20 protein-coding genes are annotated in these 24,313 nt (G+C 69.4%); 10 read left to right on the top strand and 10 right to left on the bottom strand.

The features are described 5' to 3' along the window. Nucleotides 1–4: 4 nt before the first annotated feature. Genes AB0J90_RS30690 through AB0J90_RS30670 form a run of 5 tightly spaced genes read right to left on the bottom strand, consistent with a single transcriptional unit; the run spans nucleotide 5 to nucleotide 4,548 of the window. Nucleotides 5–1,213: a cytochrome P450 gene (locus AB0J90_RS30690; protein ID WP_363601818.1), complete on the bottom strand. Its 1,209-nt coding sequence runs from the start codon at nucleotides 1,211–1,213 to the stop codon at nucleotides 5–7. Beyond that, nucleotides 1,210–2,430: an FAD/NAD(P)-binding oxidoreductase gene (locus AB0J90_RS30685; RefSeq protein WP_363601816.1), complete on the bottom strand. Its 1,221-nt coding sequence runs from the start codon at nucleotides 2,428–2,430 to the stop codon at nucleotides 1,210–1,212. The genes AB0J90_RS30690 and AB0J90_RS30685 overlap by 4 nt, the downstream gene beginning before the upstream one ends. Then, nucleotides 2,427–2,627, bottom strand: coding sequence for a ferredoxin (locus tag AB0J90_RS30680; protein WP_363601814.1), 201 nt, complete (start codon nucleotides 2,625–2,627; stop codon nucleotides 2,427–2,429). Before AB0J90_RS30680 ends, AB0J90_RS30685 begins: the two co-directional genes overlap by 4 nt. Beyond that, the gene (locus AB0J90_RS30675) at nucleotides 2,618–3,331 is read right to left on the bottom strand and encodes a TetR family transcriptional regulator (protein ID WP_363601812.1); all 714 of its coding nucleotides are present in this window, start codon (nucleotides 3,329–3,331) and stop codon (nucleotides 2,618–2,620) included. The genes AB0J90_RS30680 and AB0J90_RS30675 overlap by 10 nt, the downstream gene beginning before the upstream one ends. Then, on the bottom strand, nucleotides 3,331–4,548 hold the full coding sequence (locus AB0J90_RS30670; RefSeq protein ID WP_363601810.1) for a cytochrome P450: 1,218 nt from the start codon (nucleotides 4,546–4,548) through the stop codon (nucleotides 3,331–3,333). Before AB0J90_RS30670 ends, AB0J90_RS30675 begins: the two co-directional genes overlap by 1 nt. Before the next feature lie 220 nt (nucleotides 4,549–4,768). On the opposite strand from AB0J90_RS30670, the gene AB0J90_RS30665 reads away from it, so the two are divergent. Continuing rightward, nucleotides 4,769–5,707: an alpha/beta hydrolase gene (locus AB0J90_RS30665; protein WP_363601808.1), complete on the top strand. Its 939-nt coding sequence runs from the start codon at nucleotides 4,769–4,771 to the stop codon at nucleotides 5,705–5,707. A gap of 171 nt (nucleotides 5,708–5,878) precedes the next feature. Further along, nucleotides 5,879–6,775 carry an NADP-dependent oxidoreductase gene (locus tag AB0J90_RS30660; RefSeq protein WP_363601806.1) on the top strand — a complete coding sequence of 299 codons (897 nt, stop codon included), beginning with the start codon at nucleotides 5,879–5,881 and terminating at the stop codon, nucleotides 6,773–6,775. A gap of 185 nt (nucleotides 6,776–6,960) precedes the next feature. Here AB0J90_RS30660 and AB0J90_RS30655 read toward each other — a convergent pair whose 3' ends face one another. The 3 genes from AB0J90_RS30655 to AB0J90_RS30645 form a co-directional block, all read right to left on the bottom strand. Then, on the bottom strand, nucleotides 6,961–8,490 hold the full coding sequence (locus AB0J90_RS30655; RefSeq protein ID WP_363601907.1) for a non-reducing end alpha-L-arabinofuranosidase family hydrolase: 1,530 nt from the start codon (nucleotides 8,488–8,490) through the stop codon (nucleotides 6,961–6,963). Nucleotides 8,491–8,583: 93 nt separating this feature from the next. Further along, entirely contained in the window at nucleotides 8,584–8,859 is a 276-nt protein-coding gene (locus AB0J90_RS30650; protein ID WP_363601804.1) for a hypothetical protein, read from the bottom strand. Between the two features lie 22 nt (nucleotides 8,860–8,881). Beyond that, nucleotides 8,882–9,868, bottom strand: coding sequence for a LacI family DNA-binding transcriptional regulator (locus tag AB0J90_RS30645; protein WP_363601802.1), 987 nt, complete (start codon nucleotides 9,866–9,868; stop codon nucleotides 8,882–8,884). A gap of 804 nt (nucleotides 9,869–10,672) precedes the next feature. On the opposite strand from AB0J90_RS30645, the gene AB0J90_RS30640 reads away from it, so the two are divergent. Next, entirely contained in the window at nucleotides 10,673–11,206 is a 534-nt protein-coding gene (locus tag AB0J90_RS30640; RefSeq protein ID WP_363601800.1) for a hypothetical protein, read from the top strand. A gap of 115 nt (nucleotides 11,207–11,321) precedes the next feature. Here the strand turns inward: AB0J90_RS30640 and AB0J90_RS30635 are convergent, their stop codons facing one another. Continuing rightward, nucleotides 11,322–12,080, bottom strand: a complete 759-nt coding sequence (locus AB0J90_RS30635; RefSeq protein WP_363601798.1) for an alpha/beta hydrolase — start codon at nucleotides 12,078–12,080, stop codon at nucleotides 11,322–11,324. Nucleotides 12,081–12,137: 57 nt separating this feature from the next. On the opposite strand from AB0J90_RS30635, the gene AB0J90_RS30630 reads away from it, so the two are divergent. Further along, nucleotides 12,138–15,155, top strand: a complete 3,018-nt coding sequence (locus AB0J90_RS30630) for a BTAD domain-containing putative transcriptional regulator (protein WP_363601796.1) — start codon at nucleotides 12,138–12,140, stop codon at nucleotides 15,153–15,155. On the opposite strand, the gene AB0J90_RS30625 is transcribed toward AB0J90_RS30630, so the two are convergent. Continuing rightward, complete coding sequence (locus AB0J90_RS30625) at nucleotides 15,131–15,685, bottom strand: dihydrofolate reductase family protein (protein ID WP_363601794.1); 555 nt, start codon at nucleotides 15,683–15,685, stop codon at nucleotides 15,131–15,133. The two genes, AB0J90_RS30630 and AB0J90_RS30625, sit on opposite strands and share 25 nt — an antisense overlap. 230 nt (nucleotides 15,686–15,915) lie before the next feature. Here AB0J90_RS30625 and AB0J90_RS30620 point away from each other — a divergent pair, with 230 nt between their 5' ends. The 6 genes from AB0J90_RS30620 (at nucleotide 15,916) to AB0J90_RS30595 (ending at nucleotide 23,847) form a co-directional block, all read left to right on the top strand. Continuing rightward, the gene (locus AB0J90_RS30620) at nucleotides 15,916–16,665 is read left to right on the top strand and encodes a hypothetical protein (RefSeq protein WP_363601792.1); all 750 of its coding nucleotides are present in this window, start codon (nucleotides 15,916–15,918) and stop codon (nucleotides 16,663–16,665) included. 73 nt (nucleotides 16,666–16,738) lie between these two features. Continuing rightward, on the top strand, nucleotides 16,739–17,164 hold the full coding sequence (locus tag AB0J90_RS30615; RefSeq protein WP_363601790.1) for a MerR family transcriptional regulator: 426 nt from the start codon (nucleotides 16,739–16,741) through the stop codon (nucleotides 17,162–17,164). Between the two features lie 81 nt (nucleotides 17,165–17,245). Next, nucleotides 17,246–18,172: a TIGR03619 family F420-dependent LLM class oxidoreductase gene (locus AB0J90_RS30610; protein WP_363601788.1), complete on the top strand. Its 927-nt coding sequence runs from the start codon at nucleotides 17,246–17,248 to the stop codon at nucleotides 18,170–18,172. A gap of 497 nt (nucleotides 18,173–18,669) precedes the next feature. Further along, nucleotides 18,670–19,560: an NAD(P)-binding domain-containing protein gene (locus AB0J90_RS30605; protein WP_363601786.1), complete on the top strand. Its 891-nt coding sequence runs from the start codon at nucleotides 18,670–18,672 to the stop codon at nucleotides 19,558–19,560. A 158-nt stretch (nucleotides 19,561–19,718) separates the two neighbouring features. Further along, complete coding sequence (locus AB0J90_RS30600) at nucleotides 19,719–21,341, top strand: MFS transporter (RefSeq protein ID WP_363601784.1); 1,623 nt, start codon at nucleotides 19,719–19,721, stop codon at nucleotides 21,339–21,341. A 280-nt stretch (nucleotides 21,342–21,621) separates the two neighbouring features. After that, entirely contained in the window at nucleotides 21,622–23,847 is a 2,226-nt protein-coding gene (locus tag AB0J90_RS30595; protein ID WP_363601782.1) for a BTAD domain-containing putative transcriptional regulator, read from the top strand. Nucleotides 23,848–24,313: the final 466 nt, after the last annotated feature.

The raw sequence follows: 24,313 nt of genomic DNA, 5'->3' as shown, positions 1-24,313 counted from the left end.
ATGGTCACCAGGTCACGGGTAGCTCGTACACGCCGTACACCGAACCGTCGTGCTTGAACGGGATCTCGTCCAGCTCGACCGCCAGCCGCATCGCGGGAATACGTCGGTACAACGTGCTGTACACCACCTGAAGCTCCATTCGTGCCAGTGGCTGCCCCAGGCACTGGTGCACTCCGAAGCCGAATGCCAGGTGCCGGCGGGCGTCCCGCTGGATGTCCAGCCGGTCGGGGTGAGGGAAGACAGCGGGGTCCCGGTTCGCGATGTCGTTGGCCAGGATGATGCCCTCACCGGCACGGATGGTCTCGCCCGCGATCTCGATGTCCTCGAGTGCGACGCGGCGTCGCCCGTTGTGCGTGATGTGCAGGTACCGCAGGAGTTCCTCGACCGCTCCGGCGACGAGTTTCGGGTCGTTCGACTCGCGTAGCAGTGCCAACTGGTCGGGGTGCTCCAGCAGGGCCAGCGTGCCGAGCGCGATCATGTTCGCGGTGGTTTCGTGCCCGGCGATCAGCATGAGTACGCCCACCTGGGCCGCGTCAGGTCGGGTCAGTTCCCCGGCCCTGATCCGCTCGGTCAGCCCGGACAGCAGGTCCTCACCGGGGTTGGTGAGCTTCTCGCCGATCAGCTCGTCCAGGTACGCGAACAGCCGGCCGGCGGCGTCTCGCCGCTGCTCCGGTGCCGCGTCCCGGTTGATCATCGTGCTGCTGTGGTCCTGGAAGAAGTCGTGGTCCGCGTACGGCACGCCGAGCAGTTGGCAGATCACCAGCGACGTCAACGGAAGCGCGAACGCCGACACGAGGTCCACCGGCTTCGGGCCGGTCAGCATCTCCTCGATCAGGTCGTCCACGATCTGCTGTACGGCCGGCCGCATGGCCTCGACCCGCTTGATGGTGAAGGGCGCGGTCACCATGCGACGCAGTCGGGCGTGCTCGGGGTCGTCCATGAGGACGAAGCTGATCGGTGCGTCGCTGATGGGCGCCGGGCTCGGGTAGCCGGGGCGGGTGATGTCGGCGCTCACCCTCGGGTCGCCGAGCAGTTCCCGCTGGTCGGCGTACCGGGTCACCAGCCATGGCGTGGTGTCGTCCCAGAGTCGAACCCGCGCCAACGGGGTCCGCTCCCGCAGCGCCTGCATCGTCGGCGGCGGGTCGAACGGGCACTTCGCCGCCCTGGCCGCCGGGAACTGCGGCGCTTCGGTCGAATCGACGGTGCTGGTCATGACGTTCCTTCCACGAGTGCCGAAGCGCCGAGAAGTTCCTGTCGGCGCAGGCGGGCTTGTTTGGGCATGTTCCAGCCGAGGACGCCGGTGACGTGGCCGTCCCGGCGGTACAGCGCGACGAAGCGGCGGTCCGGCACCGAGCCGTCCACGACCGACACCTCGGCGTCCGGTGACAGCACCCCGTGCACGTGGATCCTGGCGTCGTACTGGTCGGTCCAGTAGTAGGGCACGGGGGTGTAGGGGCGGTCGTCGCCGAGGATGGTGGTGGCGACGGCGACCGCCTGCTCGGTGGCGTTGGTACGGTTTTCCAGCCGCAGCGACATGTCGAGGTGCTCGTGATGCCAGCGGGCCACGTCCCCGGCGGCGTAGATTCCCTCCGCCGCCCGGGATCGGGAGTCGCACACCAGCCCGTTCTCCAGCCGGAGCCCGCTGCCGACAAGCCATTCCGTCGCCGGTACGGCGCCGAACGCCACCACGACGACGTCCGCCGGCAGCACCTCACCGTTCTCCAGGCATACGCCGGTGACCGACCCGTCCCGTCCGGTGAGACCGGTGGCCGCGGCGCCGAGCCGCAGCTCGACCCCGTGCTCGGTGTGCAGGTCCGCGAGCAGGCCCGCGGCCAGTGGGCCGAGCTGCGTCGCCAGCGGCGCCGACTGGGGACCGGTCATGGTGACCGGGACGCCCACGGCGCGCGCGGTCGCGGCGATCTCCGCCCCGAGTACGCCGTCGCCGACGACCACGACCCGCGGGCCGCGCAGCAGGTCCTCCCGGAGCGCCAGCGCGTGGTCGAGCGTACGCAGCACGTGCACGCCCGCCAGGCCGTGCTGACCGGGCAGGGTTCGAGGCCGTAGCCCGGTGGCCACCACGATCGCCTCCGCGGTCAACGTGCGCCCGGCGGCGGTGTGGACGGTGCGGGTCGCGGTATCCAGGCCGACCGCCGGATCGCCGACGATGAACTCCGCCTCCAGGGCGGACAGCACGGCCGGCGGCCGTAGCTGGGCCCGGTCGGCCGGCCAACTACCGGAGAGGATCTGTTTGGACAGTGGCGGCCGGTCGTAGGGCGGGTGCGGCTCGGCGCCCAGCACCGTCAGTTGGCCCCGGTAGCCCCCACGGCGTAATGCTTCGACGGTGGCGAGGCCGGCGGCCGAGGCGCCGACGACCAGTACGTCGTCGGGGTTGCTCCGGGCTCGACGGTGTGCTGCCGGAGCTCCGCTCACGGGTTCCCGCTCACCGAGATCGCGGCCGCCGGGCAGACGCTGACGGCCTCGCGGATGATCTCGTGCAGTTCCTCGTTCGGTTGCGCGTCGAGCAAGACCACGATCCCGTCCTCGTCCCGCTGGTCGAACACGTCCGGCGCGAGCATCACGCAGGTGCCGGCGCCGCAGCACTTGTCCTGGTCCACCGTCACTTCCACGGTTCCTCCTGTGCGTCGTCCGGGTGGGTCGTGACCGGTGCCAGCCACAGCCCGACGAGTGCGTCGATCAGTCCGTTCGCGGCGTCGTGCCAGCTCGCCCGGGGGGTGGGGGTGCCCTCGGCCAGGGCACGCTCACGCTCGGCGAACATGTGCACCAGCAGTTGCCGGGACATGTCGGTTCGCTCGGCGCGGACGTCGGCCGGCAGTTCGGGAAGGCACTTGTGCAGCCCGTCCATGATTCGTACCAGCGACGGTGACGAGACGTACTCCTCGATCATGATCGGGCGTAGCGAGGGGTCGGTCAGCACCTGCGCCGCGAACCGACCGTGCCAGGTGGGGCTGCCCACCGCGGCCAGGTGCTCGGTGGCCGGGCGGACCAGGCAGGCGATCCAGTCCCGGATGTCGGGGCGGTGGCCGAGGGCGGCCACCATGCGCTGGCGGTTCTCCTCGATCGGCGCGGAGTGCTTGCGCGCGATCGCGCGCACCAGGTCGGTCTTGGTGCCGAAGTGGTAGCCGACCGCCGTGTTGTTGCCCTGCCCGGCGGCCTCGCTGACCTGCCGGTTGGACACGGCGAACACCCCGTGTTCGGCGAACATCCGCTCCGCCACCGTCATGATCAGCTCTCGGGTCGCGTGTGCCCGCTCCGTCCGCAAGGTTCGGACGGCGTCACTGCCGGCATCGTTGCCGGCGGTCTTGCTCGTCATCACCATCGCACCGGCAGTTCCCGAAGCCCGCCGACGAGGAGCCCCTCGACCCGACGCAGATTGTCCACTCCGACGGCGAGTTCCAGCGTGGGCAGCTTGCGCAACAGCACGTCGAGCACGGCCCGTAGTTCGGTCCGGGCCAGCGGCTGCCCGAGGCACGCATGCGCGCCGGCACCGAAGGCAAGGTGCGGATTCGGGCTGCGACGCAGGTTCATCTCGTCGGCGCCGTCGAACACACGCTCGTCGCGGTTGGCCGCGGCCATGCTGCACACCGCGGTGGTGCCGCTCGGTAGCACGGTGCCGGCGATCTCGACCTCCTCGGTGAGGTACCGCGGCATGCCGAAGCCCGCGTTGGCGTCCAGCCGCAGCGCCTCCTCCACGGCAGTACGCACCAGCGACCGATCAGCCAGCAGCACCTCCCAACGCCGCCGGTCGACGAGCAGCATCGCCACCATTTTGCCGATCATGTTCGCGGTGGTCTCGTGCCCGGCCATGAGCAGGCCGATGCCGGTGTGCACCAGGACCTCGTCCGACATCCGCTCGCCGTCGGTATCGGTGTCGGTGATGAGCGCGCTGAGCAGGTCCTCACCCGGTTTCGCCCGCTTGGCGGCGATGTGCCCGGCCATGTACCTGCCGAACTCCGCCTGCGCAGCCTCCATCTCCGCCTGGCTGTGGCGGGTCATGCTGAGCATCAGCTCGGACCAGTGGGCGAACCGATCCCGGTCGGAGTCCGGCACGCCGAGCATGTCGCAGATCACCCACACCGGCAGCGGAAACCCGAGGCTGGCCTTGAGGTCGGACGGCGCCCCCCGCTCGGTCATCTCGTCGACGAGCTGTTCGGCCATTGTCTCGACCATCGGCCGCAGCGCGTCCATCCGCCTGGCGGTGAACCACTTGCCGACCATGCGTCGCCACTTCAGGTGGGCCTCACCGTGCTGGGGCAGCACGGTCGCCATCTCACTGTTGAACAGCCCACCCGACTCGACGTCGGCGACCCTGGCCCCACCTGCCACCGTCGGCCGCGTGAACCGCGGGTCACTCAGCACCCGTTTGACGTCCTCATAGCGCGTGACCAGCGCCGCCTCATCCCCGCTGGACAGTACGACCCGCGCCACCGGGCACTGCTCGCGTAACCGGGCCCACTCCGCCGGCGGCTCCATCGCGGCCTGACTGGAGAACGGGTAACGCAATCCCTGCTCCACCTCACCCTGAGCCATCGCGGCTCCTTCCCGATGGTGTCTGTTGACTCACAGCCTGCCGACATCCATGTCGTAAGTCAATCAACTGCCTTAATCTGTGCCGACCGTGGTGGAACGAGACGGAGGCTGTGCATCCCCCAACCGGAGGTCACACCAGCGCGGACACTGCGGTATGGGCAAGGGCTGTCCCGACCCGTGTGCGGCCAGCCACGGGCGCCGGATTCGAGGAGAGATGTGCATGAAGCTGACCATGGTCGACCCAGAGCTACGCCGCGCCGTCGCGCGGACGCCGCGGCTGCCGCTCGGTCGAACGTGGGGACGGCGCGTGGTGCGCGCGCTGGTCCGCCGGAGCGGGTCGGGCCAGCCCGTCGAGGGCGTCGGGATCGAAAAGGTGGACCATGGCGCCGGCCTGCGCACGTACACCCCTGCCGGTGGTGCGTCGGGGGCGGCGCTGCTGTGGGTGCACGGCGGCGGGTATGTCATCGGCGACGTGATCCAGGACGAAGCTTTCTGCGCCGCGACAGCCCGCGAGCTCGGCGTCGCCGTGGTCTCGACGAACTACCGCCTCGCCCCGGAGCACCCCTTCCCGGCCGCGCTCGACGACATCTTCGCCGCCTGGCAATGGTTGCAGCGATCGGCCGGCTCCCTCGGCATCGACCAGGCACGCATCGCCGTCGGAGGTGCAAGCGCCGGTGCCGGTCTGGCCGCCTGTCTGGTGCAGCGGCTGCACGATGCCGGCGGCCCCCAGCCGGTCGCACAGTGGTTGTTCGCTCCGATGCTCGACGACCGAACCGCCGCGCGTCATGAACTCGACCAGCTGCGGCATCGGATATGGAACAACGCCACGAACCGGATCGGATGGGGCGCCTACCTCGGTGCCGAGCCTGGCGGCTCGCGTACCCCCGATTACGCGGTCGCGGCCCGCCGCGCCGATCTCCGCGGATTGCCGCCGGCCTGGATCAGCGTGGGCGACATCGACCTGTTCGCCGACGAGGACCGCGACTATTCGCAGCGCCTACGCGACGCGGGCGTGGACTGCGTACTCGACGTTGTCCGTGGCGCTCCGCACGGCTTCGAATCGTGGGCTCCCGACACGAGCGTGGCCCGCGGGCTGCTGGAGCGCAGCCGCGCCTGGTTGGGGGCACAGCTGACCGGCGCGGGCTTGGACCAGGGTTGATCAGAGCCATTCGTTCGAGCCCTGCGAGATGTTTCGAAAGGCCTTGATTCTGTCGTTGTCGGAATGCTTCCGATGGCTGGCGCGTATCATTCGAGAGCTTGATTGGGCCGAAGGTACGGAGGTAAATGCGACATGCTTGCGGTGTGCCTGGACCGCTACGGAGGCCCCGAGGTGCTCCAGCCGGTGGAGCTGGCGAAACCTGCACCGCAGCCGACCGAGGTGCTGGTGGAGGTTCGTGCTGCGGGCATCAATCCGGCTGACGTGAAACAGCGTCAGGGCCAGGGCCCACTTTCGTCCTTTCCCATGATTCTCGGCTGGGATGTGGCAGGTGTGGTGGCCGAGGTCGGAATGGGCGTCACCATTTTCTCACCGGGCGACGAGGTTTATGGCATGCCCTGGTTCCCGCGGCAAGCCGGTGGTTACGCGGAGTACGTGACCGCACCCTCGCGTCAGTTCGCCCCGAAGCCACCATCCTTGTCGTTTGCCGAGGCGGCTGCGTTGCCGTTGGCCGGGCTCGCCGCGTGGCAGTTGGTGACCGACACAATCCACTTGGACCCGGGTCAGCGGTTGTTGATCCACGGCGCCGCCGGCCATGTGGGTGCATTGGCCGTACAGGTCGCGAAGGCTCGCGGCGCACACGTCATCGGAGTGGCCAAAGGCAGTGACCGCGACCGGTTGCGGGCATTGGGCGCGGACGAGATCGTCGACTACACCTCGGTTCGGTTCGAGGACGTGGTCGATCCGGTCGACGCGGTACTCGACTTCGTCGGCCGCGACTACACCGCGCGTTCTGTGCCGCTCGTGCGCCGTGACGGAGTAGTTGTCCAGGTGCCGTCCCCTCCCGATGGCGACGATGTCCGTCGCGGTGCGGCTGCCGGCGTGCGGGTGATGGGCTTTCTCGTCGAACCCGACCATTCCGGTTTGCTGGCGTTGACCGACCTCGTCGAGCGCGGCCAGCTCTCGGTCGAGGTGGGCGCGGTGGTGCCGCTCGGTGAGGCGGCGCGGGCGCACGAGATGGTGGAGAGCGGCAAGGTGAAGAACAAGGTCATCCTGTCGACGGGCGCGTGAGGTCTGGTGGCCGTAGTGAGCGGCCGACGAGGGTTCCGGAGTGATCGATCGGCGTGTCGGAGAGCGACCTATGGTGTCGCCGCGGGTGGGCTGTGCCGGCAGGACGGCGCCGACACAGCCCACCCGTGACCACTCACCTCGCCCCGGGTCTCGAACGGTCCGACGAGCGAGCGTCATGGCATGACCTAACGCTGCCGTGTCAGCAGACCGGGCCGGTAGGGGAGGAGGCCGTAGTCGCCGCCGGAGCTGGGGGATCGTCCCTGGTAGAGCAACTGCAGGTTGCAGGGATCCACGGTCATGGTCTGATCGGCGTTGCTGCGAATCAGTTCGCCGTGGCTGATGTCGTTGGTCCAGGTGGCGCCGCTGTTGGCCTTGCCCGCGAAGGGATTGCTCTCGGTTGCGGCCTGTGGGGTCCACGAGCCGCCCAGACTGGTGGCCGTGAACGAGCGGAAGTAGCGGCCCTGCGAGCCGATCGCCTCGACGAGCATGAGGTATTGGTTCTGGCCCTGGAGCTTGTAGACCTGAACCGCTTCGAACAGGTTGTTCGTCGTGTCGCTCATGATCACCGTCGACGTGGAGCCGAAGCTGCCCGGGAAGTTCCCGATGGGCATGCTGGCCCGGTAGATCTTGCCGTTGTCCCCGGCGAAGAACAGGTACATGTTCGTGCTGTCACCGATGAGTGCCTGGTCGATGGGCCCGGTGCCGGAGCCGGAGATGCTTCCGGTGAAGAGCGCCTGCTGCGCCGACCACCCATTCACGTTGCTGGGGTCGCTCGACGTCCGGTAGGAGAATGCGGTCGCACCCCACTGGTAGGCAAGCACCCAGATGTTCCTCGGGGCGAAGTAGAAAAGCGTAGGCGCGACAGCGGCAAACGGCATCTGGTTCTGGCTCGCCGAGGCCATGTCGGACCAGTTCGTGAAGAGACCGAAATTCATCGACCCCCACGAGGTCCCGGTGTCGTGCGTCGTGGCGTAGACGAGTTGCCTGCCGTTGTAGGGGGCGTGGGTGAAGTCCTTGAGCGAAACCCACCCCGACCTCGGGTTCGCCAGCGAGCCGGTCGACGTCCACCGGTACGTCGAGGGGAGGGCGCAGGTACCGGGTGGTGGCGTCGTCGGCGGCGTGGTGGGAGTGCCTCCGCCGTCGACGCGGACGAGTTGCCATTGCTGGTTGTTGCCACCCCAGTCGTCGTACTGCACGACGTTGCCACCGTCGGCGGTCGAGGCGCCCTGCACTTCCACCACCTTGTTGCTGTTCCGGTTGATCAACCGCACGTAGCCGCCGTCCGAGTCGGCCAACCGGAACTGCTGGTTGGCTCCGTTGCCGTCGGTCCATTGCACGATGCCGGCGCCGTTGGCGGTCGACCAGTTGTAGACGTCGAGTACCTTGCCCGACAGCCGCGACTTCAACCGGTAGTAGCCGCCGCCGGAGTCGACAAACTGCCACTGCTGCTGGTTGCCGTTGTTCCGGGCCCACTGGGTGATCCGCGCCCCGTCGTTCGTGGCCAGGTTGTACACGTCCAACGCCTTGCCGCTGTTGCGGTTCACGAGCACGTACCACGCGCTCGGGTCGACCGTCGCCGCAGCCGCGGGCGTCGACATCACCGCCGCGGCGGCACCGACCACTACCGCCGCGACACCGACGGCGACGACCCTCGGGAGCCATCCACGCCGCCGAAATGGCGGTGCGATCGACGGGGACCTACCAACGGTAGACATCATGACTGCCATCGACAGACCTTTCTGTGTTGTGGATGTTAGCGCTAACAATTTGCCCCGCAACTATGCGTCGAAATGCCTCGGCTCCTGGTGCTAGCTGCCTGACGATTTGGTGACGTCGGCAAGCGGGTGCCGATGTCGTGTCGCCGGCAGTGGGTCGGCGCCGTACGGCGTCTGCGCGACGACAGCGGTCGGCGCCGCATCGCCCGTTGGGTATGCAGGCGGAGGATCGAACGAGGACTGCCCGTCGTCCTCGTTGCTGTCCGGCTTCGCAAGCGTTTCAAGTATCGAACGAAACGATTGCGTTGGCAAGCGCCGTGGACGACACATATCGACGATCATCGTGATGATCCTGCGTGCGGCAGTCACGTTCGCCCTGCTCGCTGCGCCCTCAGGGGCGAGCCGGTGGTGCGGTGCTTTCGCGGACCACAAGCGTGGCGGGCAGTTCGAGCCGGGTATGAACGGGGCTCTCGCCCGCGGCCAAGGCCAGGACCAGCCTGGCGGCAGTCGCACCCATCTCGTCGAACGGCTGCCGCACGGTAGTCATCGGCGGGCCGCACCACTGGACACACTCCAGGTCGTCGAACCCCACCACGCTCAGGTCGTGCGGGATCGCCAGACCGGCCCGGCGCGCCGCCTCGTAGACCCCGAGGGCCTGCAGATCGTTGCCGCACAGCACCGCCGTCGGCGGATCGGTCAGCCTCAGCAGGCCACGACCCAGATCGAGGCCGTCCTCGAAGAAGAACCGCCCGGTTCGCAGGAACCGCCCGTCCAGCGGCACACCAGCGGCGTCCAACGTCGCCCGACAGGCGTCGAGCCGGGCTCGTGCGATCAGGGACTCGACCGGCCCCCCGATGACCGCGATCCGTCGGTGACCCAACTCCAGCAGGTGCCGGGCGGCCGCGACCCCGCCGCTCCAGTTCGCCGAACCTACTGCCGGGACCCCGTCGGGTGGCACCCCGGACGGGTCGAGCGCCACGAGCGGGATGCCGCCGGCGGCGAGTGCGGCGTACTCCTGCGGGGTGAAGTAGGAGTGCGCCGCGATCACGCCGATCGGCCGGCGGGCCAAAAGCTGATCGGTCCAAGGGCGTTCCAACGCTGCCCTGCCCCGCACCTCGGTGAAGCCGACCGCGAAGTCCCGCCGACGGACGACCTCCTCCACCCCACGCATGATCGAGACGGCCAGGTAGCTTTCCAGCCCGTAGAACACGACCTCTACGCTGGGCGCCGGCTCCATTGTGGCGGGCCGCCGGTAGCCGTGCTCCCGGAGCAGTGATTCCACCTGCCGACGGGTCTCCGTCGAGACGCCCGCGCGGCCGTTGAGTACCCTCGACACCGTCGGCGCCGAAACCCCGGCCAGCCGGGCGATCGAGGCCATCGTCGGTTCATGTCGACGTTTTCCACCCAGCGGACCGTCCGGTGTCTTTCCGGTCACCGGCGCAGTCTATGTCGGCCCGAAGGATCACATCCAACACGTGGCCCTCCCATGACACGAGCAAGGGGCCAGGGTGCTTGAGTCGATTTCCGAAATTCCCGACAGGATGTTGGCTCGATGCCGATGGTTCGAATGCCTACCGAACCCGTAGGCGTCTGGTCGGCTGTGCGGGGCGCCTGGCCGAGGTCCTGCGAGGTTGCCGGGGTCGGGCGTAGGCGGTCCCACGTGTGGCCGGCGCCTGGCTGGACATGGTGGCGGCCGTTGCACGCGCTTGTCGAAGGGTGCGCAGATACGAATAGCCCTGAACGGCGAGGGAGACCACGCAACCCGGGATGAAGCCGTGCTGTGACGTGAGTATCGCGTACGTCACCCAGCACACCTGGACACTCGCGCCGATCAGCCAGCCGACTCCCAGACCACGCCCGACGGCCAGGAGGGCACTCACCTGAAAGCCCGTGAGTATCCATGCCCACGCCGGCCCCAGACCGAGACCGGTCTCACGGTGGGTCGCCGCCATTGCCGTCGAGGCCGCGACACAACCGGAGAAGGCGATGAACAGGGTGCCGATCGCTGATCTGTGCACGGCGCATCACCTCATAACGAGCGTGAGAAGTAGCGAGGAGGGCCTCGACGCTCGCGAGGCCATACCGAGACCAACGAACGACAAGCTGTACCGACTCCGGGCGCCGAGCGTGATGCTTGAGTCCCACTCGTTTCGTCCCGAGTGCCGACCGGGTAGGTGAGGGCATGGATCGCAACATGGTCAAGGTGCTGCTCGCCGCTTGGGAACGACCCGACTTCCGGGCCGGCCTGCGGCACCTGATCGACCTTGACGAGGTGACGTCCTTGCTCGCCGCGCTGGCCGTCGACGACCACGACGACGAGGTGCGGCGTCGGGCGATGGAACTCCTACGCTCGGCGCTGGAGACAGCGGAGATTCGCGATGCGGTTCTGCTGCTTGTCGAGACCGACGACATCCGGCACAGCCTCGCCGCCGCGATCTCGGTCAACCTCGCCGACCGCCCGGGTCTCGCGTCGTCGATTCGGTCCGCTCTGGACGATTCCGCGGTCCGCGCCGAGATCCGCCACGCTCTCGAGTCGAGGGGGATGCGGACACTGCTGTGGAAGGTGGCGGAGGACGACCTCCACGGACGTCGACTGACGCTGGTCGGGGAGGCGATGCTGCTGCTCCTGCGGCACCGTCCGGCCCGCCGCCTGGTCTGGGCGCTGAAGCGGCACGGTGTCATCCGAGAGCTGCGCCGCAGGCCGGCATCCACCTGACCGCGCAGGACAACCCGCGCGGTCAGCCAGCGGCACCGTCGAGGACGTCGCGCTCCTCGGACCCGAGGTCGGCGTGGTCGTTGTGGGCCCTCGGATCGCCGCCGAGGAACTGGTGTCATGAGCACTCGTCGAGGAACTCCTCCACCAGCGGGGCCAGCAGCGCGGCCCGCTGCGGCAGCGAGGCATGGGTCGTGCCGGGCAGGATCGCGAGGCGGCAGCGCGGCAGCCCGCGTACGTCGCCGGGAACGCCGCCGCCGAGCAGCCGGAACATCCGTACGGCATGTTCCGGCCGGACGATGTCCGCGTCGCCCACCACGATCAGCGCGGGAACCCGTAAGGCCCGGATCTGCGCGGACGTCCACTCGGGCGGATGCGCGTCCAGCACGGCCATCTTGGTGACGAGACGGTCCCAGCCGCCCGGGTCGGGCGCGGTCCGCAGGTACTCCTCGTGCAGCTCCGAGCCGTACAGGTGCTCGGGGCGCAGGTGCTGGGCGCCGTCGAGCAGCCCCGGGTGCAGGCCACCGCGGTCGAAGGCCGACGAGGCGAGCACGAGCCGGCCGGCCCGAGCCGGGTGGTGGGTGCCGAGCCGCAGCGCGACCGAGGCGCCCAGGCCCCAGCCGAGCACATCCGCCTGCGGCAGGCCGAGACGGTCCAGCAGGTGCACCACCTCCGCCGCGAAGCCCTCCACGGTGTACGGGCCGTCGCAGTCGGGAGTGCGTCCGTGCCCCGGCAGCTCGATCGGGACGACGCGCCGCCTTCGCGCCAGCAACGGCAACAGCACGCCGTACGACGTACGGATGCCGGACAGCGCGGCCGGCACGAGGATCAGCGGCCGTCCCGGGCCGGTACCGTGGTCCTCGAAATAGATCTCCATGCGCTCAGCGTGCGTGGCTGCGCTTACGGTCGGCTTACCGCCGTAGCATGACCCGCTGTGCGCTTCGGCATCCTCGGTCCGCTCGCCGTCACCACCGACGACGGCGAGCAGGTCGTCGTGCCCGGCGCCAAGGTGCGGATGCTCCTCGCCGACCTGCTGGTGCACCGCAACAAGGTGGTCTCCGCGGACCGGCTCATCGAGGACCTGTGGGGCGACGACGCACCCGCGAACCCGGCCGGCGCGTTGCAGGTGCGCGTGTCGCAACTGCGCAAGGCGCTCAACGACGCCGAACCGGGGGCCCGTGACCTGATCGAGTCGCGGCCACCGGGCTACCGGCTGCGGGCCGACGACGTGGACGCCGACCGGTTCACCGCGCTCGCTGATGCCACCGACGTGGTCCGGCTCGGCGCGGCGCTCGCGCTGTGGCGCGGCCAGGCGTACGCCGACGTGGCCGACCAGGAGTTCGCCCGCGCCGAGGTGACCCGGCTCATCGAGCAGCGGCTCGTCGTGCACGAGCGGCTCGCCGAGGCCCGACTGGCCCGCGGCGAGCACGACCTGGTGGCCGCGGAGCTGGCCGAGCTGGTCGAGCGCCATCCGCTGCGGGAGGGCCTGCGCGCCCTGCACATTCGCGCCCTGTACGCCACGGGGCGGCAAGCCGAGGCCCTGGAGAGCTACGCCGGGCTGCGTGAGCGGCTCGCCGACGAGCTGGGCCTCGACCCGGGGCCTGAACTGGCCGCCCTGTACCGGCAGATCCTCGACCAGGACCCGGGCCTCAGCGCCCCGCCCAAGTCCGCGATGGTCCGCAACAGCCTGCCCGCCCAGTTGGACGAGCTGATCGGCCGGGCCGAGGCCCTGACGGAGCTGCGCACCCTGATCCCGGCCGGCCGGCTGCTCACCCTGGTCGGGCCGGGCGGGGTGGGCAAGACCCGGCTCGCCGCGGCGGCCGCGGCCGAACAGGTGCAGCCAGACGGCGTACATCTGGTGGAGCTGGCGCCGCTTTCGCCGGCAGACACGCGGGTGGCGGAGCAGGCGCTCGGGGTGCTCGGCCTGCACGAGGCGCCGGGCACGACCGGTTCTGCGGCCGATCGGCTGGTGGCGGCGCTGCGGGACCGCGAGATGCTGCTCGTGCTGGACAACTGCGAGCACGTGATCGCAGCGGTCGCCGCACTGGTCGGGCGGCTGCTCCGCGATGCGCCCGGGGTGCGCGTGCTCGCCACCAGCCGCGAGCCGCTGCTGCTGGCGGGCGAGCGGATCTGGGAGGTGGGGCCGCTCGCGCTGCCGTCCGATCCGGCCGACGTCGACGCGGTACGGCGTTCGGCCGCGGCCCGGCTCTTCACGGCGCGCGCGTCCGCTCAGCACCGAGGGTTCCGGCTCGACGAGCAGACCGCGCCCGCGGTGGCGCAGCTCTGCCGCCGGCTGGACGGCCTGCCCCTGGCCCTGGAACTGGCCGCGACCCGGGTGCGTGCGCTCGGCGTGCAGGGCGTCGTGGATCGGCTGGACGACCGCTTCCGGCTGCTCACCACGCGGCAGCGCGACGTGCCGGAACGGCAGCGCACGCTGACCGCGGTGATCGCGTGGAGCTGGGACCTGCTGGACCCGGAAGATCGGGAGGTGCTGGCGCGGCTCTCGGTGTTCCGCGACGGCTGCACACCCGAGGCCGCCGAGCAGGTGTGCGACGCCGGCCTGGACGCCGTGGACCGGCTCGTGGAGCGGTCGCTCGTGGTGGCCGAGCCGGGGCCGCGCTATCGGCTGCTGGAGTCGGTCGCGGAGTTCGGCGCCGCGCAGCTCACCGATGCCGCCACGATCCGGGGCAGGCACGCCGCGTACTTCCGGTCGCTCGCCGAGCGCGCCGATCCCCTGTTGCGCGGTCCCGAGCAGCGGGAATGGCTCGCGATCCTGGACGCCGAGCGGGCCAACCTGCAGGCGGCGCTCAGCCACGGCGGCGGCTTGCGGCTGGCGCTCGCCCTTACCTGGTACTGGGTGCTGCGGGGCCGGCTCAGCGAGGCGCGCGCTGCCCTGGCGCTGGTCGGCACGGCCGAGGAAGAGCGCCTGGCCGCGCCCTGGCGACTCGGGCTCGCTCTGCAGCAAGGCGAGCCGGTGCCTGCGGACGTACGGGATGTGCTTGCTCTCGATCCGGCGGGGCGGGCGGCCTGGTTCGTGGCGAACGCCGTGCTGGAACGGGGTCACCTGGCGCTCGCCGCGCTGCTGCTGCCGGAGGAGTTCGACGACTCGTGGGCCGAGGCGGCGGTGCTGGCGTCGCGGGCGATGCTCGCGCACGCGGCCGGTGATCCGTCCGCGCTGGAGGCGGTCGCCACCCGCAGCGACGCGCTCTTCGCCGAGCTCGGCGACCGGTGGGGGCGGCTGCGGGCCAGCGACTGGCTCGGCGGGCTGGCGGAGTTCCGCGGCCAGAACGAGCGGGCCGCCGCCGTGCACCGGGAGGGGCTGCGCTGGGCGACCGAGCTTTCGCTGTGGCCCGAGGTCGGCGGCAAGCTGTCCTGGCTGGCCTGGCTGGCGGTGCAGGGCCGGGACTACGGGGTCGCGCGGGAGCTGGCGGAACGCGCCTACCGGCTGGCCGTCGAACAGGGCGCCCCCGCCGCGGTGGTGTTCGCCGAGATGGGCCTCGGCATCGCCGCCCGCCGCTCGGGCCGCCTCGACCAGGCCGTCACCCACCTGACCCGGATCGCCGACCATGGCCGGATCGAGGCGCAGCCGCCGCCGTACCTGCCGATGATCCTGGTCGAGCTGGGCTACGCGCGCGAACTGCAGGGCGACCCGTCGGCCGCCTGGGCACTGCATGCGGAGGCGTACGCCGCTGCCATCGGCTCCACCCGGGACGGCATCGGCGCGGTCGAGGGCATGGCCGCGTTGGCCGAGCCCGCCGCGGCCGCCCGGATGCTGGGCGCGGCGGCCACCGCCCGCGACCACAATGCCGCCCCGGCCGCCCCGGCCGAGCAGGACGAGCTCGACCGGGCGGCGCGACGGGCAGTTGCCGCGCTCGGCCAGGAACGCTTCGACGACCTGGTGGCCGAGGGCGCCAAGCTCACCCTCGATCAGGCGGTGGCCTTCGGCCGGTAGGTGGCGACGATGACGCCGTTCTCGAAGACCCTGGTGTCGATCAGTTCGAACGTGGCCTTTGCGTCGCTCAGCACACTGGTGAAGCTGTGGACGCCCTCGATGACCGGGTGGATCCAGAACTTCACCTCGTCGACCAGGCCGGCCTTCACGAGCTGTGCGGTGACCTCGCCGTACCCGTACTGGACGATGTCCTTGCCGTCCTGGGCCTTGAGCTTCGCGACCGCCTCGACCAGGTCGCCTTCCAGCACCTCGGTGTTCTTCCAGGAGGGGTCCTTCAGCGTCGTGGACGCCACGTACTTCTTCACGTTGTTGAAGAAGGCGGCACCGGTGGCCGGGTCGTTCTCGTCCATCGCCGGCCAGGCCTGCGAGAAGCCGTCGTAGGTGGCCCTGCCCATGAGCAGGGCGTCCGCGCCGGTGGTGAGCGCGGCGGCCACCTCGGCCGCCTCCTCGGAGAAGTAGGGCGACGTCCACATGGGGTTCTCGATGACGCCGTCGAGGGTGAGGTAGGTGGAGTTGATGAGCTTGCGCATCGGAGGTTCTCCCAGGTCGTTACGGTGTCGCTGCTGACAGGGAGAACTTTGCCGAGGGCCGCTTACGATTTCCTTCAGGTTCGCTTCGGGCAGGTACGCCGAGACGCTGCACCGCCTGAGTGACCTGGACAGCTCATGAAGTCCCTCGCCACCGCCGACCGGGACCACCGCCGCCGGTACGTGGCACACCAGGTCTACTACGCCGACCTCCCCATCCGGAAAGGCCCGCCGTGTCGTTGCATGAAATAGAAGACCTCGTCCACCTGTCGGTCCTGGTCCTGGATGCCCACCATGGCGAGGACGACGACCGGTTGCGGGACTGGTTCGTCGCGCTGTACGCCTTCCAGCGTCGGTTCGACTGCTCGCACACCCAGGGACGCGTGATCGGCGTCCTGTTGCGCCGCGGGCACACGTACCGGTTCCCCGTCGAGGAGCATCCCGATTATGCGCAGCGCCGAGACTTCTTCGACGCGCTGACCGAGTTCACCGGGCTGCGCGAGTTCGACGAGGACGACGACGACTTCGACGGCTACGACGACGAGCTGGAAGACGGCTACGTCGACCCGCCGTGGCTGTACTGCGAGGCGGGCACGGCGCTGTGGCGGCGCATGGTCGAAGAGGGGCGCCTGCAGGGGCTCGACGCGGTCGCGCCCCGCCGTACCGCGCTGATCGACGTCGTGCTGGCCGTGGCGGCCTCGGCCGAGCAGGACGGCGACGCGGAGCTCATCGCGCTGTGGTACGGCCTCGGCCACACGATGCTCGTCGACGGCAACCCGTTGACGGTCGAGGACCTGCGCCGGGTACCGGCGGTCGCGCAACTGCGTCAGATCGTGCAGCGGACCGGTGCGTGGTCGGTGCTCCTGCCGGACGGCTACCGTCCTTCGGACGACGACCTTGATGCGCTGGACGACGAGCGTGAGTCATGGTGGTACCGGCCGGGTGACCGGAGTGGTGTCGCCGACGAGGTTTTCCACGGTTAGGAACGCCGATGCAATTGACCTTGACGTTAGTGTCAATGTTCTAGCATCACCAGGTGCGTGAGGGGTGATCGGAATGCGCATCGGGGAACTGGCCCGTGCTTGCGGCGTCAGCACCAGGTCCGTGCGGTACTACGAGCAACAGGGCTTGATTGCTCCGCGTCGTGCCTCCAACGGTTATCGGGAGTACGACGAATTGGCGGTGGTCAGGGTCCGGAACATTCGTGAACTGCTCGAATCAGGCCTCACCGTCGAGGATATCCGGCTCTCGATCGAGAAGGGCTGCCTCGATCGGCCGTTGAGCACGTTGCCCATGTGTCCAGACGCGATCAGGATCGCCGCCGACCGGCTCGGCGCCCTCGACCGGCGTATCGCCGCGTTGCAGGACCTGCGCGGGCGGCTCGCCCGGCAGGTCTTGGAGACCGAGACGGCGATGGCCTGCGACGGGACACCCTTGGCCGGCGAGCCGGTTCTCGCCATCGCCACCTCCGACACTCACTGACTCCCGGCACCGACGGTCCGGATCCGCCGACCCGGACCGCGGGACCGCTGCTCCCTACACCATCACCGTCAGGAGACGGGTATGAGATTCGGACTCTCCCTGGAGCCGCAGTCGTGGCCGCGTGTCCCGGGTGACGCCATGCTCCGGGCAGCGCGGGATGCCGAGCGGATCGGTCTGGAGTATGTGCTCATGGCCAACCACGTACTGGAGAACCCGAACGGAACTGGGCTCGATCCGCTGGTCCTCCTGTCGGCGGTCGCCGGTGCGACGACCCACATCGGTATCGCGACGAGTGTGCTGGTCCTGCCCTACTACCGACCCGTGGTGCTGGCCAACCAGATCGCGACGCTGGACGTCATGTCGGCGGGCCGCCTGGTGGTTGCCGTCGGCACCGGATGGAACCCGCACGAGTTCGACGCACTGGGGGTGCCAATCCGGCTCCGGGGCCAGCGGACCGACGACAGCCTCGAGATCATGAAGGCCCTCTGGTCCGGCACCACCGGAAACCTGGACGACAGGTTCGCCGGCCTCCGTGACGCGAGCATCGGCGTCCCACCACACCGACCCGGCGGGCCACCGATCTGGGTGGGCGGACACAGCGACGCGGCAATCCGACGCGCGCTGCGGTTCGGCGACGGCTGGCACGGCTCCGGCATCGACCACGAGGACGCACGCTTCTTCCGGCACCGGATCGAGGAACTGGCGGTCGGCACGGGACGCGACCCGGCGACGATCGAGATCAGCACGGTCGGGTTCCTGGTACCGCCGGGAATTCCGGCTGTCCGGCCCGCGCCGGGCCGGCTGCTCGGCGGCACCGACGCCACCACCGAAGCGATCATCGAGGACCTGCGCCAGCTCGCCGACGCGGGTGTGTCGATGTGCTCGCTGTGGATCCCCGTCGACGGTCGCCTGGTGGGTGAGGCGTTGGAGTGGTTGGCCAGCGAGGTACTTCCCCATGTGGAGCCGACAAGCTGGTCCGGTCAGCGCCACAGAGATTGGTCCGAGTAGCGTGACGAGCTATTGACCGAGTCCTTCAAATCGGGTCAACCCCGGGCCGACCGTGAAGCGATGGGCTGACCGGATAGCCACTGTGCTCGCACGTTTGGTATGAATGCGGATCAGCCGCCTCGGTTTACAATTCATTAACCCGATGGTGCTCACGGCATGCAACTGTCTGCCCGACCGTGATCTTGTTCGGGCTCGGTGAGCAGTTGATTGACCCGGGCTGTACAGCCGGTTTCCTGCGGCACGCACAAGTGCCCCTGACCAGGCATTCCACTCCGTATCGGAGTGCGGCGACGTCCTCTCCGGAGCTGACCGAGAGGAAATCGAGAGTGAATCCGGAGAAGCGTACCGCACAGTAGGTGGGGGCGACATCAGGTCGCGGGCGGCGTCGGGTTCTCGAACCAGACGCCTATCCGGCTGGAGAGCGCTCCCGAAGCACGACAGCACATCAAGCCGGATATCGGCGTCGCCGCCATGTCCGGTGCAAAGGAGGAGCAGTTATGACAGCAGAGAACCGTGCACCCGTGACGGTCATCGGTCTGGGCGCGATGGGCTCGGCGTTGGCCCGGGCGCTCCTGGATAAGGGACATCCGACCACCGTCTGGAACCGCTCGCCGCAGAAGGCTGACGACCTGGTCGCCAAGGGCGCTGTCCGTGCCGCCACACCTGCCGAGGCGGTCGCCGCGAGCGGGGTGGTCCTGATCTGCGTGTTGGACTACAAGGCCGTACGGGAGATCACCAGCTCGCTCGGCGACGCCTTCACCGGTCGGGTCCTGGTCAACCTCACCTCCGGTACCCCGGAGGAAGCCCGTGACCTGGCTGAATTCCTGGCCGAACGCGGTATCGACTACCTCGACGCGGCGATCATGGCGATCCCGCCGATGATCGGTCAGCCGGAGTGCCTGATTTTCTACGGCGGCCCCACCGCGGTCTTCGAGGCGCACGAGCAGACCCTGGCCAGCATCGCCGGTGGCGGCACCCACCTGGGCACGGATGCCGGGCTTCCGTCGCTGTACGACGTGGCGCTGCTCGGCCTCATGTGGACCACCTGGACCGGGCTCCTGCACTCGCTGGCGCTGGTCGGCACGGAGAACGTCAAGGCGGCGCAGTTCCTGCCGTACGCCTCGGCCTGGTTCGAGCACGTCATCGCCCCGGAGATTCCGAACATCGCCGCGCAGGTGGACGAGGGCCGGTACCCGGACGCGGACTCGGCCCTGGGGATGCAGGCGGCGGCGATCGAGCACCTGGTGGAGACCAGCCGGGCTCAGGGTGTCGACGCCGAACTACCGGCCTTCCTCAAGGCCCGTGCGGAACAGGCGATCCAGCGCGGCCACGGCGGCGACGGATTCGCCAGTCTGATCGAGGTTCTGCGCAAGTCGACCGCGCGCTGACCCAGGATCGGTCGGGTGTACGTGGGAGGGCCCGGTCTCGGCGGTGACCGGGCCCTCCCATGAGCCAGCCAGTCACTCGCGAGTGTGCACCGGTACGTGCGGTCCCGACCGCCGCGCCGGCTCGGCACTGACGCGTCCCCGAACGGAAGGAACGGCTCATGGATCCAAGGGTTGTCACCGCACCGGGTTCGCGTGCGGGTGCCAGGCAGTGGCTCGGGTTGGCGGTACTGGCGTTGCCGACCCTGCTGCTGTCGGTGGACGCGACCGTGCTCTACCTCGCCCTGCCGCACCTGGGGGCGGACCTGCAACCGAGCAGCACCCAGCTGCTCTGGATCATCGACATATACGGCTTCATGATCGCTGGCTTCCTGGTCACCATGGGCACGCTGGGCGACCGGATCGGCCGACGGCGGCTGCTGCTCGTCGGGGCCGCCCTCTTCGCCGTCGCCTCGGTCGTCGCGGCGTATTCGACCACCGCGGTCATGCTCGTCGGGGCCAGGGCGCTGCTCGGCATCGCCGGAGCCACGCTGATGCCGTCCACCCTCGCGTTGATCAGCAACATGTTCCACGACGCCCGGCAACGTGGACTGGCCATCGGGGTCTGGGCCGCCTGCTTCTCGGTCGGTGTGGCCGCGGGGCCGTTGGTCGGTGGGGCGCTGCTCGAGTGGTACTGGTGGGGATCGGTGTTCCTGTTGGCCGTACCCGTCATGCTGATCCTGCTCGCGACCGCGCCGGTGCTGCTGCCCGAGTGCCGCGACACCGAAGCGGGTCGGCTCGATCTTCCGAGTGTGGCGCTGTCTCTGGCTGCGATCCTGCCGGTGATCTACGGCCTCAAGGGCATCGCGGAGGGCGGCGTGGCGGTGCTGCCGCTCGCGTCGATGGTGCTCGGGGTGCTGTTCGGAGTCCTGTTCGCCCGCCGCCAGCGCCGGCTGTCCGATCCCTTGCTCGACATGCGACTGTTCGCCAACCGCGTGTTCGTGGGTGCGCTGACGGCGCTGCTGGTGGGCCTGGCCGTGGTCGGCGTCGTCTACATGCTGGTGACGCAGTACCTCCAACTGGTCGCCGGATACTCGGCGCTGACCGCCGGGCTGTGGCTGCTGCCGTCGGCGGCGGCGATGATCATCTCCTCGATGGCCGCCCCGGTCATCGCCCGACGGATCGCGCCGGGGCTTCTCGTCGGCATCGCGCTCGGGGTGTCGGCCGTCGGCTACTTCCTGCTCGCGATCGTGGACAGCCGCGACGGCGTGGGGCTCGTGGTGACCGGCCTGGTGATCGTCTACCTGGGTGTCGGGCCGCTGATGGCACTCGGCACCGACCTGGTGGTCGGCGGCGCTCCGCCGGCCAAGGCCGGTTCGGCCGCAGCGCTGTCGGAAACGAGCATGGAGTTCGGTCTGGCGCTCGGCGTCGCGGTGCTCGGCAGCGTGGGGGCGGTGGTCTACCGGAGCGGGATGACCGACTCGATGCCGGTGGGGCTGCCACCCGAGGCGGTCGACGCGAGCCGGGACGCATTGGCGAGTGTCGTCGCGGTGGCCGGCGACCTGCCGGGCCAACTCGGGACTCCCTTGCTGGACGCGGCCCGGCGGGCGTTCACCGACGGGCTGAACGTGGTCGGTGCGGTGAGCGGCGTACTGACCGTGGTGATCGCGGTGATCGCGGTGGTGCTGCTGCGCGACACCGACACCGCTGGCGCCGCAGACGGGTCGGACGGCGGACCGGAGGCGGAGGTGACCGACGCGGAGGCATCGGCCGCGATGTCGCCAGGTGAACCGTCGCGGCGGTGACAGGTGGTGGCATGGGTGATCCGGAACGACGACGGGCTCGGCACCGGAGGTCCCGTGGCCGCGGGAACGGGAGGTGGTCACAACACCCTTCGGGTCATTGGCTACGGCCGGGAGGCGACAACGTCGATGCTGAACGACTGCTGTGTTGACTTCGTGTGACGCGACTGCACCGAATCTGGGAGAGGAAATGCAGTTCTGGCTACTGGGTCCGCTAGAAGCCACGCACAATGACCGCACAATTTCATTGGGTGGCATCAAACAGCGGGCCACATTGGGATTCTTGTTGCTGCGGGCCAACCAGGTGGTGCCGACAAGTCAGCTGCTCGGTGCCCTTTGGACCGGGGACGACGCGCCAGCCTCGGCCAGGAAGATGCTCCAGAACGCGGTCTGGGGTCTGCGTACGGTGCTGGCTTCGGCCGGTTACGGGGACGAGATGGCCACCCTGACCACACGGGCCCCAGGTTACGTGCTGCACGTGGACCCCGATCGGGTCGACCTGCACCGGTTCCATCGCCGCGCCGAGGAGGGTCGGGCGTTGCTCGCGGCGCGTACCCCGGAGAAGGCCGCGGACGTGCTTCGCGAGGCGTTGGCGACCTGGCGCGGTGCGGCCCTGGCCGACCTGGTGGAGAGCGGCACCGCCTGGCCGGAACTGGCAGCCGTGGAACAGACGCGGCTGAGCACGATGGAGGACTACTTCGACGCCGAGTTGGCGTGCGGTCGACACCACTCGGTGCTCGGCGAGTTGGAAAGCCTGGTCGACACCGAAAAGCTCCGGGAGCGGGCCTGCGGACAGCTGATGCTGGCGCTGTACCGGTGCGGCCGGCACGCGGATGCGTTGAGCGTCTACAGCAGGATGCGCAGCGCACTCGTGGAGGACCTCGGGCTCGAGCCGGGGCCGAGCCTGCAGAAGCTTCAGCACGCGATCCTCACCCACGACCCGACCCTGGCGCTGCCGCCGGGGGTGCTGCCCGGGCAGGCTCGGGTCGAGGTGTCCGCGAGCCCGTCCGTCCGGGCGGTGTCCGAGCAGGTGGCCGCGACCGCGCAGGCGGCGAACGAGGGCAGGGCGCGACCTGAGCCCGCGCCTGAGGCGCCGGGCATCCCGCCGCGCATCCCGCGGCAACGTTCGGCCGCGCAGCGTCGACAGGTCAGCATCGCCATCGTCAGTGTGCGCCCGAACCCCAACTTCGCCGACCTCGATCCCGCTGAAGTAGACAATACGCTAGCAAGCGTCTCATCTGTAGTCAAAGTCGGCATCGAACAGTTGGGTGGCACCGTATCCGCGTCGATCGGCTCCGCCTCACTGGCCCTGTTCGGAGCGCCGCGACGGTACGGCAACGACGAGCTGCGTGCGGTCCGGGCGGTGCTGATGTTGCGCGACTGCCTCAGCGCCTCGCGCCTGGCCGGGCCCCGGATGGTGCTCGGCGAGCCAGGACTGATCGTCCGCGCCGCGGTGGTGACCGGTGAGGCACTCGTACGGTATCGGCTCGGCCCCCAGGACGAGCCGCCCACGGTGGACGGTGCGTTGATCGACAAATGCCAGCACCTGCTCGGTCTGGTGCCCGGGGGCGAGGTGTGGATCTGCGACAAGACCCGTCAGCTCACCGAGGATCTGATCGCCAGTCGCCAGCCCAAACACTCGCCCGGTGGGTGGCGGGCCGAGGGCGATCACCCGGAGAACCTCAAGGATCCGGCCACGCCGTCGTCCGAGCACGAGAGTGAGCTGGCGGTGATGCGGGGGCTGCTGGAGTGCACCCGGGAGCGGGCGAAGCCGCAGTTGGTCACCGTGTTCGGAAGCTCGGCCGCGCACGTTGCCGGATTTCTCGCCGAGTTCGAGCGGCGGATGCTCGACGAGCGCCCGGAGACGATCTTCCTGGACCGACGTATCCCGCTGTCCGCCCGGACGGGCATCCTCGCCGCGCAGACCGAGATTCTCACCTCGATCTGCGGCATCCAGCGCGGCGACTCGGCGGCGGTGGCGGCCGGGAAGTTGGCGGCGGTCATCCGTGGCAGCGACTGCCCGGATTACGAGGCCGACTGGCTGATGCTCTCTCTCCAAGCGTTGCTCGACCCGTCGGCGCAGGAACGGGTCCAGAAGGCCGCCAAGGCCGAAACCCTGCTGGCGTGGCGCCGCTTCCTGGAACTCGCCGCGGACGACAAGCCGGTGGTGGCGGTGATCGACGAGGTGTCCGGCGCGGCAGAGGAGGCGTTGGACTCGGTGGAGGAACTCGCCGAGGCATCTGGTCGAGCACCACTGTTCGTCATCGTGGTCGCCCGCCCGGAGTTGCTCGACCGTCGGCCGAACTGGGGCGGGGGTAAGCGCCACACGGCGTGCATCACGCTCGACTCGACCTCCGACAGCGCCGTGTACCGGCTGCGTAGCTCGATTCTGTCCGTGGTGGACAAAGAGACCCGACGGCTGGCTCGACGCGTACTGGGCACCGCGCTGGTCGCTCCCGGTATGAAGGCGGGCGCCGGACCGGTCCCGGACAGCCTCGGGTTCGCCTAGCGCGAATCCCCGGCTTGGGTTGGCGGCGTGCGTCGCGTGTACGCGGCCCACCGTCGGCTGCCCGGATCTGCGCCGTCGGGATATCCGAGCGCAACGCACGCGGGTGTCGCTGTCCGACCATTACGAAAACTGGGTCGGCAGGCAGGGGGTGTTTTCGGGTCGGGTTTCGGACGAGGATATGTGGTCCGTGAAGTGCTCACTATATCGGCTAGAGTATATGAACTTGTCCGCATCTGGATTTCTTTTCGCGCGTTGTCGGTCAAATGTGAGGCAATTCTGATGCGGTCGCTGACCGGTCGGCCGGTTGGTCCTGAGGCCCCCGGCGCAGAGCCGATTTCGAGCGTCTGGCCTGCGGACATCGCCCCCGACGTCGAACACGCTCCGGCCGGCGGCCTGAATCGGCCCGGCCACCGGTACGGCGTTCGGATGCTCCGGATGTTCGGGGCGTCTCGGACCCATCACCGTA

Origin of the sequence: Micromonospora sp. NPDC049523 (genome assembly GCF_040676775.1) — a bacterium.
Taxonomy (GTDB): domain Bacteria; phylum Actinomycetota; class Actinomycetes; order Mycobacteriales; family Micromonosporaceae; genus Micromonospora_G.
The sequence above is the reverse complement of the archived record's forward strand: the minus strand, read 5'-3'. Positions and strand labels throughout refer to the sequence as shown.